Source organism: Frateuria sp. (assembly GCF_035943815.1).
GTDB lineage: Bacteria > Pseudomonadota > Gammaproteobacteria > Xanthomonadales > Rhodanobacteraceae > Frateuria_A.
Window position 1 is genome coordinate 271215 of record NZ_DASZBU010000005.1, and the last position, 15805, is coordinate 287019.

At 68.2% G+C, this 15805-nt stretch carries 11 protein-coding genes; 4 read left to right on the forward strand and 7 right to left on the reverse strand.

The genetic code is table 11. From position 1 onward, the window contains the following. Positions 1-19 precede the first annotated feature (19 nt). The 7 genes from VGU65_RS02830 to VGU65_RS02860 form a co-directional block, all read right to left on the reverse strand. Positions 20-1066 (reverse strand): serine hydrolase domain-containing protein, encoded by a 1047-nt coding sequence (locus tag VGU65_RS02830; RefSeq protein WP_327472677.1) that lies wholly within the window; start codon positions 1064-1066, stop codon positions 20-22. Positions 1067-1226: 160 nt separating this feature from the next. After that, the gene (locus tag VGU65_RS02835) at positions 1227-1895 is read right to left on the reverse strand and encodes a M15 family metallopeptidase (protein WP_327472679.1); all 669 of its coding nucleotides are present in this window, start codon (positions 1893-1895) and stop codon (positions 1227-1229) included. Between the two features lie 131 nt (positions 1896-2026). Next, positions 2027-3610, reverse strand: coding sequence for a serine hydrolase domain-containing protein (locus VGU65_RS02840; RefSeq protein WP_524537785.1), 1584 nt, complete (start codon positions 3608-3610; stop codon positions 2027-2029). Positions 3611-3710: 100 nt separating this feature from the next. Then, positions 3711-4868, reverse strand: coding sequence for a dipeptidase (locus VGU65_RS02845; protein ID WP_414655786.1), 1158 nt, complete (start codon positions 4866-4868; stop codon positions 3711-3713). Between the two features lie 50 nt (positions 4869-4918). Further along, the gene (gene lysA / locus VGU65_RS02850) at positions 4919-6220 is read right to left on the reverse strand and encodes a diaminopimelate decarboxylase (protein WP_327472685.1); all 1302 of its coding nucleotides are present in this window, start codon (positions 6218-6220) and stop codon (positions 4919-4921) included. Between the two features lie 55 nt (positions 6221-6275). After that, positions 6276-9302, reverse strand: a complete 3027-nt coding sequence (locus VGU65_RS02855) for a TonB-dependent receptor (RefSeq protein WP_327472687.1) — start codon at positions 9300-9302, stop codon at positions 6276-6278. Between the two features lie 48 nt (positions 9303-9350). Next, positions 9351-10847: a transglutaminase-like domain-containing protein gene (locus VGU65_RS02860; RefSeq protein ID WP_327472689.1), complete on the reverse strand. Its 1497-nt coding sequence runs from the start codon at positions 10845-10847 to the stop codon at positions 9351-9353. A 251-nt stretch (positions 10848-11098) separates the two neighbouring features. Between VGU65_RS02860 and VGU65_RS02865 the strand changes: the two genes are divergently transcribed. The 4 genes from VGU65_RS02865 to VGU65_RS02880 all read left to right on the forward strand — a co-directional run bounded on the left by VGU65_RS02865 (position 11099) and on the right by VGU65_RS02880 (position 15771). Beyond that, positions 11099-12250: a DUF819 family protein gene (locus VGU65_RS02865; protein WP_327472691.1), complete on the forward strand. Its 1152-nt coding sequence runs from the start codon at positions 11099-11101 to the stop codon at positions 12248-12250. 20 nt (positions 12251-12270) lie between these two features. Continuing rightward, positions 12271-13668: a C40 family peptidase gene (locus VGU65_RS02870; protein WP_327472692.1), complete on the forward strand. Its 1398-nt coding sequence runs from the start codon at positions 12271-12273 to the stop codon at positions 13666-13668. A 154-nt stretch (positions 13669-13822) separates the two neighbouring features. Continuing rightward, positions 13823-14920 (forward strand): dipeptide epimerase, encoded by a 1098-nt coding sequence (locus VGU65_RS02875; RefSeq protein WP_327472693.1) that lies wholly within the window; start codon positions 13823-13825, stop codon positions 14918-14920. After that, positions 14920-15771: a MurR/RpiR family transcriptional regulator gene (locus VGU65_RS02880; RefSeq protein WP_327472695.1), complete on the forward strand. Its 852-nt coding sequence runs from the start codon at positions 14920-14922 to the stop codon at positions 15769-15771. The genes VGU65_RS02875 and VGU65_RS02880 overlap by 1 nt, the downstream gene beginning before the upstream one ends. Positions 15772-15805 lie beyond the last annotated feature (34 nt).

Here is a 15805-nt window from a genome sequence, read left to right on the forward strand (position 1 = left end):
GCGCGCCTGCCGAGCGCGGCTATTTCTGAAGGAACGGCCGCGCGATCTCGAGCACCGCCTGGTACGGCTCGGGGTCGTTGCGGTTGCTGAGCAGGATCACGGTCAGGTGCTGGTCGGGCCAACGCACGATCACGTTGCGGAAGCCGATGCTCTCGCCCGAATGCCACAACGTGTCGCCGGTGATGCGCCAGCCGTAGCCGTAGCTCGCCTCGTAGGGCTCGCCGGTGACCTTGGCGTGCGGGCTGAAGGCGGCCTTGCGCGAGGCGTCGCTGAGCAGGCGGTCGTCGTAGAGCGCCGCGTCCCACTTGGCCAGGTCCTCGATGTTCGAATAGATGCCGCCGTCGCCGCGGGTGGCCGAGGTGAGGTCCTGGTCGGTGCGCAGCCAGCGGCCGCCGGTTTTGCTGTAGCCGTAGGCGCGGTTCGGCACGCTCTTGCTGTCGTGCACGTAGAGCAGGGTGTGGTCCATGTGCAGTGGCTTGAAGATGCGCTGCGCGAGGAAATCCTGCAGCGTCCGGCCCGAGGCTTTCTCCACCACCAGCCCGAGCAGCACGTAGCCGGAATTGCTGTAGCGGTAGGCGCTGCCCGGCGCGAAGTAGCTGCGCGGCGTGGCCGAGAGCATGCGCAGCACGTCCTGGTCGTCGAGCTGGGTGGTCCGGTTCGGCGGGATCAGGTCCTCGTAGTCGATCAGGCCGCCGGTATGGCTGAGCAGCTGGCGCAGGGTGACCTTGTCGGTGGTGGCGGGCAGGCTGGGCAGCCAGTGGCGGATGGAATCGTCGAGCGCGAGCTTGCCGTCCTGGGCCAATAGCAGGATGGCTGCGGCGGTGAACTGCTTGCTCACCGAGGCAAGGCGGAAGTCGGTGGCCGGCGTGACCTTGGCGTGCTGCTCCAGATCCGCCAGGCCGTAGCCCTTGCGCAGCAGCGGCTTGCCGTCCTTGAGCACGAGCACGGCGGCGCCGGGCTCGTCGCCCTGGTATCTCTGCATCAGGCGATCGGCGTTCTGTACGCCGTCGCTGGCGTGGACCGAGGCGGCGAAAAGGATCGAGGCGAAAAGCAGAGCAGCGCGCATGCGTTTCTCCGTGGGTTGAACTCGAGCACCGCTCCCATCGGGAGTGGGATTGGGGCGAGGGTTCGGTAGGCGCGGCGCTTGCTCCGCCCGAACCCTCACCCGCCTGTCGGCACCCTCTCCCGGAGGGAGAGGGCCCGGTCGCGTGGCATGAGGCCGGTCCTCATTCCACCGGCACGTCGTAGATGGTGTGCGGTGTGGGCTCGGAAGCCCAGGTGTAGTGCCACCACTCCAACGTGTAGTTCTTGAAGCCTTCGCGCTCCATCGCCTCGCGCAGCAGCAGCCGGTTGGCGTGCTGCGCGGGCGTCACGTCCGGCGCGTCGGTATGCGCGCGCACGTCGAAGTAGTCGAACGGCGTGCCCATGTCCAGCGGCTGGCAGTGGCGGCCCAAGCCGTCGCATCGCTGCAGCGTCAGGTCCATCGTGCCGCCGCGGCTGTGCCCGGAAACCGGGGCGATGTAGTCGCCCAGCAACACGCTCTTGTCCAGCCGCGGATAGTGCACCGCCTTGGTGCGCTGGTCGCCGAGGTCGTGTCCCCAGCGCACGAAGTGCGCCACCGCGCGGGCGGGCCGGTAGCAGTCCCATATTTTCAGGCGCATGTGCCGGGCGCGCAGCTCGTGTTCCACGCGCGCCAGCGCCTCGGCCACCGGGCGCTTGAGCAGGCATTTCGGGGCGAGGTAGCCGTCGATCTGCGTGCCCACGAAGTTGTCGCTGCCGGCGTACTTGATGTCCTCGGCCATGTCGGGGACAAGCGTGCGGATGTCGACCAGGTCGGCTGCGGCGGCGGTGCGGGCCGGCGAGAGCGTGACCGGCTGGTCGGCCTGTGCCGCCATGCACGTGGCCAACAGGCACGCCGCGGCGCAGAGCCACATCGCGAGCCTTCCCCCGCAAGCGAAGCCCGCGGCGCTCCCATCCGCCCTGCGGGCGGCTTCGCCCGCAGGCGATCGAATGATCGGCTCGTAGCTCATGGGCAGTCTCCGATGCGCTCGAAATGCAGGTCCTCGAAGTCCGAACTGAAATCGCCCTTCGGATCGAGCTTGGCCATGGTCAGGGTGGGCGGCGAGCCCGGATGCGGGTCGAGCCAGGCATCCATGTCCACGGAATCGTCGTCCCAGCGCACCAGGTAGCGCTTGTCCAACTGCCTGACCGTGCCGCCCATGCGCGGCGACTTGCGCGAGGCCCACTGCACGGCATCGCCGCGCGGGCACAGCGTGATCTCGCCGAACCACGGGTCGCGGTAGCGGCCCGCCCAGGCGAAGGCGGCCGGCGCCACTGAAACGGCGCCCGAGGCATCCGGCGGCCGCGCGGCGGCCGGGCGCTTGGCGGCCTCGCGCCCGATCGCATCGGCATACCAGGCGACGCCGCGGCCTTCATCGGGCGCGGTGAAGCGCTTGATCAGCACCTCGCCCAGCACGGTGCGCGCATCCTCGGCGTCGCCGTTGATCATGAACACGAAACCGCTCTTGCGATCCGGCAGCAGCGCCAGCATGGAGTACATGCCGCCCAGCGTGCCGGTGTGCCAGACTACCCACTGCCCATCCACGTCCGTCATGCGCCAGCCATAGCCGTAGGCCATCACGTGCGAGTGGTCCCAGGCGCGGCGCCGGGCGGAGACCGCAATAAGCATGTGCGGCGACTGCAGCACCTGCCGCTGCCGCGGCGAAAGCCACTTGAGCTGCGCCGCCGTGGGCACCAGCCAGTTCCTTCCCCAGGCCAGCATGTCCTCCAGGTCGCAGCGGATCCCGCCCGCGGCGGCGGAAGTGATCGCCGGGACCTCTCGCCCGTCCAGGGCCATCGGCACATTGCGGCCGTCCTTGCGATAGTGCGGCTGGGCCACGTCGCCGACCTGGTCGCGGTTCCACGCGCCGACCTGGCAGCGGGAAAGCCCGAGCGGCTCGAACACCTTGCGGTGCATCAGCGCCTCGTAGGGTGCGCCGCCCGCGGCCGCAGCCACTTCGCCGGCGACCACGTAGAGCAGGTTGTCGTACTGGTATTGCGAGCGGAAGCTGTAGCCCGGTTTGATGTGGCCCAGCCCGTGGATGATGTCGGTGCGGTCGAAGTCGTTGGGCTCGGGCCAGAGCATCAGGTCGCCGCCGCCCTCGGGCAGGCCGCTGGAGTGCGTGAGCAGGTCGGCCACGCGCATGTTCTTGGTGACCCAAGGGTCGACCATGCGGAAATCAGGCAGGTACTTGGTGACCGGGTCGTCCCAGGCCAGCTTGCCCTCGTCCACCAGCCGGCCGAGCAGCGCGGTGGTCATCGCCTTGCTATTGGAGGCGATCTTGAAGAGCGTGCGAGGAGTGACCCTCTTGCCGGAACCGGCGACGGTTTCGCCGCGGGTGGCGCTATAGACGACCTGGCCGTTCTCGATCACGCCCACCGCGATGCCGGGGAGGTGGTAGCGCGCGACCACGGCGTCGACGATCGGGTCGTAGGCCGAGTTGGACTGCGCGCAAGCGAGGGCGGAGAAGAGCGCGAGCGCGAGGCCGAAGCAAAGGCCTCCCCCTCTCCCCGGCCCTCTCCCCCGGAGGGGCCGGGGGAGAGGGGGCAGGCCCGGCTGCGGCGATGCGCTCCCACTCCCCCGAGCTTGCCCGAGGGAGAGGGATGGGGAGAGGGTTGGGGAGCGGGGGAGGCCCTTCGCCGCGTAACCCTCAATGCCGCGCATCGCGTTCCACCTCGCGCCACACGCGCAGCAGGTTGCCGCCCCAGATCTTGGCGATGTCCGCGTCGCTGAAGCCGGCGCGGCGCAGCGCGGCAGCGACGTGGCGGGTCTTGCCCGCATCCTCCCAGCCGGTGATGCCGCCGCCGCCGTCGAAGTCCGAGGCGATGCCGACGTGATCGATGCCGACCACGTCCACCATGTGGCGGATCTGCCTGACGTAGTCGTCCAGCGTGGGCAGCGGGAACCGTTGCTGGATCTTCGCCATGCCGGCAGCCATCGCCGGCAGGTAGTCGTGCTTGTCGCTGTCGTATTTCTGGTCGCCGGCCGCCCTGGCCACCTCGTCCTGCAGCTTCTTCTCCGCCGCCTCGCGGCCCGGGTCCTTCTTCAGGAACTCCTTGTAGGCGACCGCCTGGATCACGCCGCCCTTGGCGGCGATGGCGCGCAGCAGGTCGTCGGGCAGGTTGCGCGGGTGGTCGAGCACGGCGCGTGCGCCGGAATGCGAGGCGATGAGCGGTGCACGGGATACGGCCAGCGCATCGCGCACGCAGGCGTCGGAAGCGTGCGAGATGTCGACCATGATGCCGAGTGCGTTGGCGCGCGCGACCACCTGGCGGCCGAAATCGGTCATGCCGTGGTCGCCCTTGCTGTTCATCGCCGCCTCGCCGTGCTCGGTGTCCGGCAGCGAACTGGTGCATAGATCGTTGTTGCCCACGTGCACCAGGCCGACGTAGCGCGCGCCGCGGTCGTAGGCCGCGTCGAGGCGGTGCAGGTCGTGGCCCAGCGAATAGGCGTTCTCGATGCCGATCATCGCCGACAGCAGACCGGCCTTGCGGTTGGCCATGGCCTGATCCGGCGAGGTGGCCAGGCGGATGCGGTCCGGATAGGTCATCAGCATGCGGCCGATCGCCTCGTACTTGCCCTCGGCCTGCTCGATCGCCTTGGCGTAGCCGGCGGCGTCGAGCTTGTGCTGCGGCACCCAGATCACGAAGAACGCGGCGTTGAGTCTGCCGCGCTCCATTTTCCCCAGGTCCACCAGCAGCGGGGTGTCCTTGCCGGCGTCGAAGTGCGGCTCGCGCATGTAGGTGAAGGGGATATCGACGTGGGTGTCGATGGTGATCGGTGGATCGGGCGGCGCCGTCTGCGCCATTGCGGGCGCGGCGGCGAGCAGGGAGAGAACGGCGATGCGGTGTAGTGCGGTCATGCTTGCTCCTGCGGTCGCACGGCTTGCCAATCCCGCGCCGACTTCTCGCCGGCGACCATCTCCTCCAGCGTCTGCCGGCGACGGATGACCGCGTAGCGGCCCGCGTCCAGCATGACCTCTGCCGCGAGCGGGCGCGAGTTGTAGGTGGATGACATGGAAGCGCCATAGGCGCCGGCGCCCTGGATGGCGAGCAGATCGCCGGGGGCGCATTCGGGCAGCGCACGCTCACGGGCGAAGGTGTCGCCGGTCTCGCAGACCGGGCCGACCACGTCGTAGGTGGTGGTGGGGCGCAGGCCGGGCGCGACCGGCAGGATGTCGTGCCAGGCGTCGTAGAGGCTGGGTCGCTGCAGGTCGTTCATCGCCGCGTCCAGCACCAGGAAGCGCCGCTCGGTGCCCTCCTTGATGCGCAGCACGCGGGTCAGCAGCACGCCGGCCTCGGCCACCAGCCAGCGGCCGGGCTCGAGCAGCAGGCGGCCGTCGAAGTCCGCCAGCGCTTCGCGAATCGCCTGGGCGTAGTCCGCCGCTGCCACTGGCTGGTCGTGGCCGGTGCGGTAGCGCACGCCGAGGCCGCCGCCCACGTCGATGCTGACGATGGGATGGCCGGCTTTCACGAGCTCGCGCCAGAACGCCGCGATGCGATGCAGGGCCAGGCGGAAAGGCTCGACGTCCATGATCTGCGAACCGATGTGCACGTGCAGGCCGTCCAGCCGCACGTGGGCGAGCTGCCGCCGCTCGGCGAACCAGCGGCGTGCTTCGGCGATGCTCACGCCGAACTTGTTCTCGGCGCGACCGGTTGAGATCTTGGCGTGGGTCAGGGCATCCACGTCCGGATTGATGCGAACCGCGGCGCAGGCGATCGCCTGGCGTGCCTGCGCCACGCGCTCGATGGCGTGCAGCTCGTCCAGCGATTCGACGTTGAAACGGTCAATGCCTGCCTCCAGCGCCATGTCGATCTCGCTGTCGGTCTTGCCCACGCCGGAAAACACGATGCGTTCGGCAGGAATGCCCGCGGCCAGCGCGCGCTGGAGTTCGCCGGCGGAAACGATGTCCGCGCCCAGCCCGCCGGCCGCCATCAGCTCGAGGACCGCGCGGTTGCTGTTGGCCTTGACCGCATAGCAGATGGTCGTGTCGAGCCCGTGCAGGGCGGCCTGCAGCTCGCCGATGCGCCGGCGGATCGCGGTGGCCGAGTAGGCGTAGAGCGGGGTGCCCAGGCGGGCGGCGAGCGCGTCCAGGTCGACGCCGTCGAAGCTGGGCTGGGATGGGATCGTATCGTGCCGTGGAGAATTCGTCGGGGCCATGCGGCAGCCTGAAAAAGGACGGCCCGCGAGACCGCGGGCCGCCAGGCGGGAGGTATCAGAAGTTAACGCTTACCGTCAGCTGCGTGAACCGCGGCGACTGGAAGCCGGTCGGCAGCCGGAAGGTGGGATTCATCAGCGGCTGGTGGGTGACCGGGTCCTCGCCGATGCCGGTCTGCAGGTCCTGGTCCACCTGCACCGTGCGCTGCTGGTTGAGCAGGTTGTAGACCGCCAGCTTCACGCGCAGGTCGCCGCCGCCCTGGAACGGCAGGATGTAGCTCAGGCTCGCATCGAGGGTGTAGGTCCAGGGCATGCGGCCGTAGGCGCCGCGAGGGGAGCGCGCGTAGACGCGGTCTTCGGAGACGTTCGATCCGCAGTTCTGCACGCAGATGAAATAGCTGTGGTAGATGGTCGCGTCGTAGGGGTTGCCCACGCCGAAGCCGGTGATCGGGCCGCCGGAGTGGACGTCCGCATTGGCGCCGATCTGCCAGTGCGGGGCGAGCGCGTAGGTGCCGCGCAGCTTGAACTGGTGGCGTCGGTCGTTGGGCAGGTAGCCGTCGCCGCCGAAGTTCACCCACGGATCGTCGAAGTTCTCGGTGCGGCCGGTGTCGTCGAAATTCGTGTCGGAGTTGACCGGGCCCTCGGCATTGCCGCGGTTCCACGCGAGCACGTAGGAGGCGTTGAGCGACCACTTCTCGTCCCATGCGCGGTCGAGCTGGAACTCCAGCGCCGTGTAGGTGCGCTTGGGCTTCACCCAGCCCCGCTGGCCAAGGTAGTTGCCGTCGGCGTCGTACATCGCCCAGCCTTCCTTGGAAGTGTCCACCGTGAGGTAGCCGTCGGGCGTGCCGTCGCAGTTGGTGTCGCCCCAGACGGTGACCTTCTTGCCGGGGTTGGCCATCACGTAGCCGATGTAGCCGGCGCCGCCGCACTGCGCGGTGGCGCTGATCTCCATGTCGTCGATGGCGTTGTGCAGGCGCCGGTAGGTGCCGCTCACGCCCCAGGACCAGTTGTTGTCGATCATTTGCTGGAAGCCCAGGATCGCCTCGTCCTGGTAGACCGGCTCCATGTTCTTGTCCACTTCCGCGCGCAGGTCGCCGACCGTGCCGTTACCCTGCGAGGTGTCGGTATGGCTGCCGGGCAGCGGGTCGCCGACGATCGGCATGGCGTACTGCGTGCCGTTGATCTCGCGGGTCTCCCAGCCGAGGAAGCGGTGCGCCGAGCGCTCGTCGAGCAAGCCGCCGGCCTGCTTGATGTTGATCACGTTGGCCACCGGCAGGTAGTAGCGCCCCAGGTTGCCGAACAGCTTGGTGCTGCCGTCGCCCTTCATGTCCCAGGAGAAGCCCAGGCGCGGCGCGATCTGGCGGCTGATCTTGATGTAGCTGCGGCCCTGCGCGTCCTGGTTGTCGAAGCTGTCGTTGCGCAGGCCGGCGTTCAAGATCAGGTTGGGGGTGAGGTGCCAGTTGTCCTCGACGTAGAAGGCCGAATTCTTGGTGTCGAAGGTGCCGGCGATCTCGTAGCGGCGCACGCGCACCCAGGCCAGGTCGCCGGCCGGCACCTGGCCGCCGCCGTCGGTGGAGGCCGGGTTTCCGGTGTTCGCGTAGACGTTGTAGTAGTAGCCGCCGGGACCGGGATAGCGGCGCTTGTAGTTGGAGGTGTCGACCTCGTGGTCGTAGCCGAAGCGCAGCAGATGGTCGCCCAAGGTCCACTCGAAGTCGGCGCGGCCCTGCTTGCGGGTATCCACGCGGGAGGCCACGTTGGAGCTGGTGGTGCAACCGGCCACCAGGCCGCCGGGCGGCTGCGGCGCGGCCGTGCTCACGGCCACGCGGTTGCAGTCCTCGTCGCGCTGCGAGCTGACGTCGGCCTGGCGCTGGTTGCGGCCGTACATCAGCTTCATCGACAGGTCGTTGGTGAGGTAGCTGGTCCAGGCCAGCGCCCAGTTCTTGCCGCCGGTGTCGGTGTAGACCTCATTGGTCTTGTTGCCGCGGGTGCTGGTGCCGTAGTCGTAGTTGTAGACGTCGCCGACGTCGTGGTTCTTGTCGGAGAAGGCCATCAGCGACAAGGTGTTGTTGTCGGTGATGTTCCAGTCGATGGTGCCGCCCCAGAAGCCCTGGTTGGCACTGTGGTCGGTCATCGTGGTGCCGACGTCGTTGGTGTTGTGCGGGCTGGCGCCGCGCTGCTCGTACATCGCGAAGAAGAACAGCTTGTCTTTTACGATCGGACCGGACGCCCAGACGTTGGTCTTGATCAGCGAATCCTGGTCGCGGCTGGAGGTGTAGTAGCGGTCGCCGTCGAAATAGTAGTCGTGGCCACGCGAGTGCCAGTTGCCCGGCTCCATGGTGATCTCGGTGCCGCCCTTGAACTCGTTGGTGCCGGTGCGCGCCACCGCGTTGACCACGCCGCCGGTGGTGCGGCCGAACTCGACCGAGTAGCCGCCGGTCTTGACCTGGAACTGGTCGTAGAAGGCGAACGGCGCCTCGGAGAAGCCGTTGCGGTTGTAGAAGTCGGTGACGTTGAGGCCGTTGACGTAGAAGGCGTTCTCGGCGATCGAGGAGCCGCCGAAGGAAATGCCGCCGAAACCGGCGTTGCCCTTGACCACGCCCGGTGCGAGCAGCGCCACCGAGGTCACGTTCTGGTCCACCGGCAGACGCACCAGATCAGCGCGCGAGACGATCGTGGCCGACTCGGTGGAGCTGACGTCGATGACCGGCAACACCGAGCTGGAGACGTTCATAGCGGAAAGGTTGGTCGCGCTCACCGCGCCCAGGTCGAGCGTCGTGGTGGTGCCCAGCGCCACGGTGACGTTGCGCGTGGCGCCGATCGGCTGGCCGTCCTTGCTCGCGCTGATGGTATAGGTGCCCACCGGCAAAAACGGGAAGCGGTAGCTGCCGTCGTCGCTGGCGGTGATCGTGCGAGTCAGGCCGGTATCGGGGTTGGTCAACGTCAACACGGCGCCGGCCTGGGTGTGGCCGGCCACCGAACCGTCGTTGTTGGCCGCGTGCGCCTGTGGTGCGCCGAAGGCGGCGAGCGCGAATCCGAGTGCCGTGCCGAGCACGGTCCTGCGCATGTTCCAAACCTTGCTGCTCATTCCCTTTGCTCCCCATCGACTTCAGGTCGATATCAGATGAACTGCGGTTTATTTGCCTTTGCGTCCCTGCAGGAATTGCCAATCGAAGTGGTAGTCCCACTGGTCGAAATAGAGATTGCCGCCGCGCCACTCGACCTCGCCGCGCTGGGAGTCCACCGTTTCGGAGCGCGGGAATCGCTTGGCCGGCACGAACGGGCGGCTGTAGTCGTCGTTGAAGGCGATGCGGTAGGCGTCCAGGCCGCCCAGGTAGAACCATCGCAGGCGCGGGTCATCGCCCGGGCCGGGCTCAAGCTGGCCGAAGGTCACGTCCACCGGCACCCAGCCGTAGGGTGCGAGGTAGAGCAGGCCCCAGTCGTGGATGTTGTCGTAGGTGCCGGTGGAGAACATCCAGCCGGACTGCCAGCGCGCGGGAATGCCGTTCATGCGCAGCAGGGTCAGCAGCAGCAGGGTCTGCTCGCCGCAGTCGCCGTGGCCGGCATGCAGGGTGTAATCGCCGATGTTGGAGATCGTCGAGTATTCGCGCGCGCCGGCCCAGGGAATGCGGTCGACCGCGGCGAAGAGCTTCTGCGCGATGCGATAGGGATTCTTCTCCCCGCCCACCACCTTGCGCGAGAACGCGCGCAGGTCGTCGGTGAACACGATGTGCGGCGCGCGCTCCTGCACGAACGGCGCGAGTTCCGGCGTGATCGCCGCCGGCACCACCTTGGCCGCGTCGATCGGGTGGTACTGCGCGCGCAGGGTGAGCTCGTAGGTGAGCTTGAAGACGGTCGGCTGGCCGGCCCTGGCGGGCTCTTCGAAGTAGGCGGTGCGCTGCAGCGTGCCGGCCGGCGCGACGCGGGCACCGGCCGGCTGGCTGGCGACCAGTGCGATGTCGTCCTGCTGCCCGGGGATCGCGCGCGGGTAGGGGATCCACGCGCGCACCGTCTCGCCGGCCGGTACCGCGTCCGCTTTCACCGTCACCGTCTGGGTCACCCGCACGCGCATCGGCAGCACGCCGGTCTTGCCGCTGGCGAGCGCCTCGTGGAAGGCGGCGCGGTGGTGGTCGTTGAGCGTTTCGTTGGGACCGTCGGTGATCGGCGTCTGCACGGCGCGGCGCGCGCGTGCCTCGGCGCTGAGCCGGTAGAGGTTGGACGGGGCGCGGTTGAAATAGAGCGTGCGCCCGTCGATGACCATGTGCTCGAGCAGGCCGGCCTGATCCCAGCGCGTGAATTCCGCGTCGGTGAGGTTGGGGATCTGCTTGCGGATACGCGCCTTGGCGTCGTCGGCAGTGAGCGTGAAATCCAGCAGGATGCGGCGCATGCGCTCGCGCTGGAACTCGATCCCCTCGCGCGCCGCGGGCGTGAGGCCGGGCTGGGCCAGGGCCCGATCGATCGCGTGGCGGGCGGCATCGAAGTGCCCCGTGTCGATCTGCGCCACGATGGCCGGCGGTCCGGGCGGCGGCAGGCTGGCCAGCGCCGGCAGGGCGCAGCAGAGCAGGCCGGCCAGCAGGGCGCGCGCCAGCCGTGGCCCACGGCGCGGTTCGTATGCGTCTTGATTTGCTGGCACCCTCTTCATTGCACAACGCCCCCGCCAGTCGGCATGAAGGCCTTGTGTAACACGCTTGCAAAAGGTGGTCAATAATTTATGCTTCAAGTTGACATATGAAGAATGACCTATTCGCGATGATGGCTGTCGTGTCCTTCCCAGGGCGCCGACGGCCCGCCTGCCGATCGCCGCGAACAGCATTTCGTACGGACCGGGGTGCGACGAGGCAGGGCTCGCTTGGCCCGGCCTGACCGACAATCGAGGGGGGGCGCGTGATCCATACGGTATGGCCGTACCTGGCCGTGATGCTGCTGGTCGCAGGGCTGTTTCCGGCGATGGAGCGGCGCTTCGGCTGGCGCGTTTTCAACGTGCTGCCGCCGATCGTTCTCACTTATCTCCTGGTGACGGCGCTGGCCGTCGTCGGGCTGTGGCAGATCAACGACGAGATCCGCGCCACGCAGTCGATGCTGGTGTCGCACATGGTGCCGGCGCTCTTGTTCCTGCTGATGATCAATTGCGACCTGCGCGCGATCTTCGCGCTCGGTCCGCGCGTGCTGGGCGTGTTCGCCTGCACCTCGGTTAGCCTGTTCATCGCCTTTATCGCCACCTATCTGCTCTACAAGCGCTGGCTGCCGGGCGATGCATGGCATCCGCTCGCGGCGCTTTCGGGCAGTTGGGTGGGCGGCACCGCCAACATGATCGCGGTGAAGCAGGGCATCGGAATGTCCGACCAGCATCTGGCGATGAGCCTGCTCACCGATGCGCTGTGCTATTCGATGTGGGTGGTGGTGCTGTTCGCGGTGGCGCGGCTGGCGCCGGCGTTCAACCGCTTCACGCGGGCCGAGTCCAGCGGCGATCTGCAGGTGGCCGAGCGGGCGGCGACCGGACCGACAACGTCCGATGCCGTGCTGCTGTGGCTGGGCATGGCGCTGCTGGTCTCGGCGCTGGCCGCCTGGGTGTCCGGCTACCTGCCGACCTCGGCGATGGTCAGCGCGACCACCTGGACCATCCTGCTGGCCACCGGCGCCGGGCTGGTGGTGGCGCATACGCCGCTGGCGCGGTTCCCGGGCGCCGGCACGATCTCCGGTGCGCTGCTGATCAGCGTGGTGGCGGTGCTCGCCTCGCAGAGCAACTTCCACGGCATCGGCGCGGCGCCGCTCTACCTCCTATGCGGCGTGACCATCATCGCGCTGCACGCGATCCTGCTGGTGGGCTTTGCCAGGCTGTTCCGCTTCGACCTGTACCTGTGCGGGATCTCCTCGCTGGCGCACATCGGCGGCGTGGCCGCCACGCCGATCCTGGCGGCGAGCTATTCGCGCGCGCTGGTGCCGGTCGGCATCCTGCTCGCCCTGCTGGGCTACATACTGGGCACCGGCTTCGGCCTGCTGGTGGCCTCGGTGATGTCGGCCCTGGCCGGGTCCTGAGCGCCATGAGGAACAAGATCATGCGAACCACCGTTACCGCTGCGCTGCTGGCCCTGTTGCTGGCCGTGCCGTTGCTGCACGCGCGCGAGGCATCCACGCTGCCGGTGCCGCCTTCGGGCGTGCTCGGCGTCGGCGACGCGCAGCTGACGCCGGCGTTCTGGATCGGCCTGCAGCCGCAGCCGGACAAGGTCATCCTGGACCGCAGCCAGATCCGGGCACAGAACGACGCGCTGTTCGCCCGCGACGGATCGATGCACGATCTGCGCAAGCTGCCGGCTACGCTGTCGGCAGCTCAGGTACGCGGATGGATCGAAGGCCTGGCCCAGCCGCCGACGCGGCCGCTCTACGACGTCGAGGGCAAGCCGGTGCCGGCGGCCACGCTCGAGGCCATCGTCGATGCGCGCGCACTCGATGCGGTGCCGGCCAGCCAGAAGACGCGCTTCGGCATGGTGGTGCGCCGCGCGGCGCTGCGCAGCTTTCCGACCACGCTGCGCGTGTTCGGCGAGGCGGGCGATACCGACATCGACCGCTTCCAGGAAACTGCCGAATTCCCCGGCACGCCGGTGGTGATCGCCCACGCCAGCCGCGACGGCCGCTGGCTGTTCGTGGTGAGTCCTCGCTACGCCGCCTGGACGGAAGCGACCAACATCGCCGAGGGCAGCCGCGCCGACGTGCTGGCCTACGTCGACAAGACGCCCTACCGCGTCGTCACCGGCGCCAAGGTGTACACCGTGTTCACCCGCGAGGCGCCGGCCGTCTCGCAGGTGGAGCTGGACATGGGTACGCGCGTGCCGGTGCTCACCGACTTGGCCGCGGACCAGCCGGTCAACGGGCAGACGCCCTACGCCGCGCACGTGATCGAGCTGCCGGTGCGCAAGGCCGACGGCTCGCTCGCCTTCGGCCCCGCGCTGATCCAGAAGAACGCCGACACCGCCGCCGACTACCTGCCGCTGACGCCGCGCAACCTGATCACCCAGGCGTTCAAGTTCCTCGGCGAGCGCTACGGCTGGGGCCATGCCTACGACGGGCGCGACTGCTCCGGCTTCGTCTCGGACGTCTATCGCTCGATGGGCGTGCAGATGCCGCGCAACACCTCCAGCCAGGGCGTGAGCCCGGCCTTCGCGAAGCAGGCCTTCGCCAAAGGCAGCGCGCACGAAGGGCGTCTGCAGGCCGCGCAAGCGCTCGAGCTTGGCGATCTGATCTACATACCCGGCCACGTGATGCTGTCGCTGGGGCAGTGGCAGGGCCAGCCGTGGGTGATCCACGACGTGCTGGGCATGAGCTACCGCACCGCCGATGGCTCGACCAGGCACGTCAAGCTCAACGCCGTGTCGGTGACCCCCTTGCTGCCGATGCTCGCCGGCAAGGACTCCACCTTCATCGACCAGATGACCGGCATCGTGCGCATGCGGCCATGAAAACCCACGCTCGCCTCTGCGTCATTCCCGCGGAAGCGGGCTGCTTTGCCTTCCGGACCGGAAGCAAGATGGATCCCCGCTTTCGCGGAAATCACGTCCGGCCGGGTTGCCGGTGCGCGGACCACACCAGACAGGAACAAGCCGAAGCCAACCCATGAAGATCACAGACATCCAGTTCGGCATGCTGCGGGTGCCGCTGAAGACACCCTTCAAGACCGCCTTGCGCACCGTCAACGAGGTCGAGGACATCGTGGTGATGGTGCACACCGATACCGGCCAGGTCGGCTACGGCGAGGCGCCGGCCACCGCGGTGATCACCGGCGACACGCACGGCTCCATCGTCGACGCCATCCGCCACTACATCTCGCCGCGGCTGATCGGGCAGGAGATCGCCAACCTCAACCGCCTCACCCATCTGATCCAGGGCTCGATGGAGAAGAATTCCAGCGCCAAGGCGGCGGTGGAGATCGCCATCTACGACCTGTGGGGCCAGCTCTACGGCGCGCCGCTGTACAAGCTGCTGGGCGGCGGGGATCCGGTGATCACCACCGACATCACCATCAGCGTGGACTATATCGACAAGATGGTGGCCGACTCGGTCGCCGCGGTCGAGCGCGGCTTCGAGTCGCTGAAGATCAAGGTCGGCAAGGACATCGGCGTCGACATCGAGCGGGTCAAGGCGATCTACGCGGCGGTCGAAGGCCGCGCGCTGCTGCGCCTGGACGCCAACCAGGGCTGGAGCGCCAAGCAGGCGGTCTACGCGCTGCAGACGCTGGAGGATGCCGGCATCAAGCTGGAGCTGGTCGAGCAGCCGGTCAAGGCGCGTGACCTGGAAGGCATGCGCTATGTCACCGAGCGCGTGCACACGCCGGTGATGGCCGACGAGAGCGTGTTCGGTCCGATGGAAGTGATCGAGCTGATCCGCATGCGAGCGGCGGACATCATCAACATCAAGCTGATGAAGACCGGCGGCATCTCCAACGCCATCAAGATCGCCGACATCGCCGGCCTGCACGGCATCGACTGCATGATCGGCTGCATGCTGGAGTCCTCGATCAGCGTCGCCGCGGCGGTGCACGTGGCGGTGGCGCGGGCCGACGTGATCACCAAGATCGACCTGGACGGGCCTTCGCTGGCGCAGTTCAACCCGGTCGATGGTGGGGTAATCTTCAACGAATCGGAGATCTCCGTGACCGACGCCGCAGGGTTGGGCATTCGCGAGATCAGGGGCCTGGAGAGGATCGACGACTGATGTCGCCGCTGGTCAAAATCCGTTCGGAACGCGACCAGATGTCGGCGGTGGAGCGGCGCATCGCCGACTTCATCCTGGAAAACGCGCACCTGCTGCGCGACTACTCCTCCCAGCAGCTGGCCAACGCGCTGGGCATCAGCCAGTCCAGCGTGGTCAAGTTCACCCAGAAGCTGGGCTTCAAGGGCTACCCGGACCTCAAGTACTCGGTGGGCGAGGCGATCGCGCGCGCCGACAACGGCGATGCGCCGGCCATGGCGGCGGCGGGCGAGGGCGAGGAAGAGGGGCCTGGCGCGCTATGGCGGCACAAGTCCGAGGCGGAGGAGGCCACCCGGCTGATCAATCCGCCGCAGATCATCCAGGCGATCGCCACGGCGATCGAGCAGGCCGGGCGCGCGGGCAAGGTCTTCATCATCGGCCTGGGCGAGGATGACATCTACGCGCGCAACTTCGCGCTGCGCCTGTCGCTCCTCGGCATCCTCACCGTGCACAACTTCGACACCGCGCGGATGACCGCCAACGTGTCGGCGGCAGGGGCAGGCGACGTGTTGCTGGTGTTCTCCGAGCACGGCAACCATCCGGCGCTGTGCAAGATCGCGCGCTACTTCCGCGAGAAGCGCGGGCAGGTGATCACCGTCACGCGGCATAACGCCAATCCGCTGCGCACGCTGGCCGATATCGCGCTGCTGGTAAGCGCGCACGACGAGCGGCCCTACATCCAGCCGCTGCTCTACCAGTCGGCCCTGCAGCACCTGCTCGACCGCGTGTTCGTGCTGCTGTGCGAAAGCCATGACGACCGCCGTGCGCAACTGCTGGCCAACCTCGACCGCATCCAGCTGATGCTGGAGCCGTGATTGGCCGCGCGGACGTCCCCAGGGCTGCCGCTTC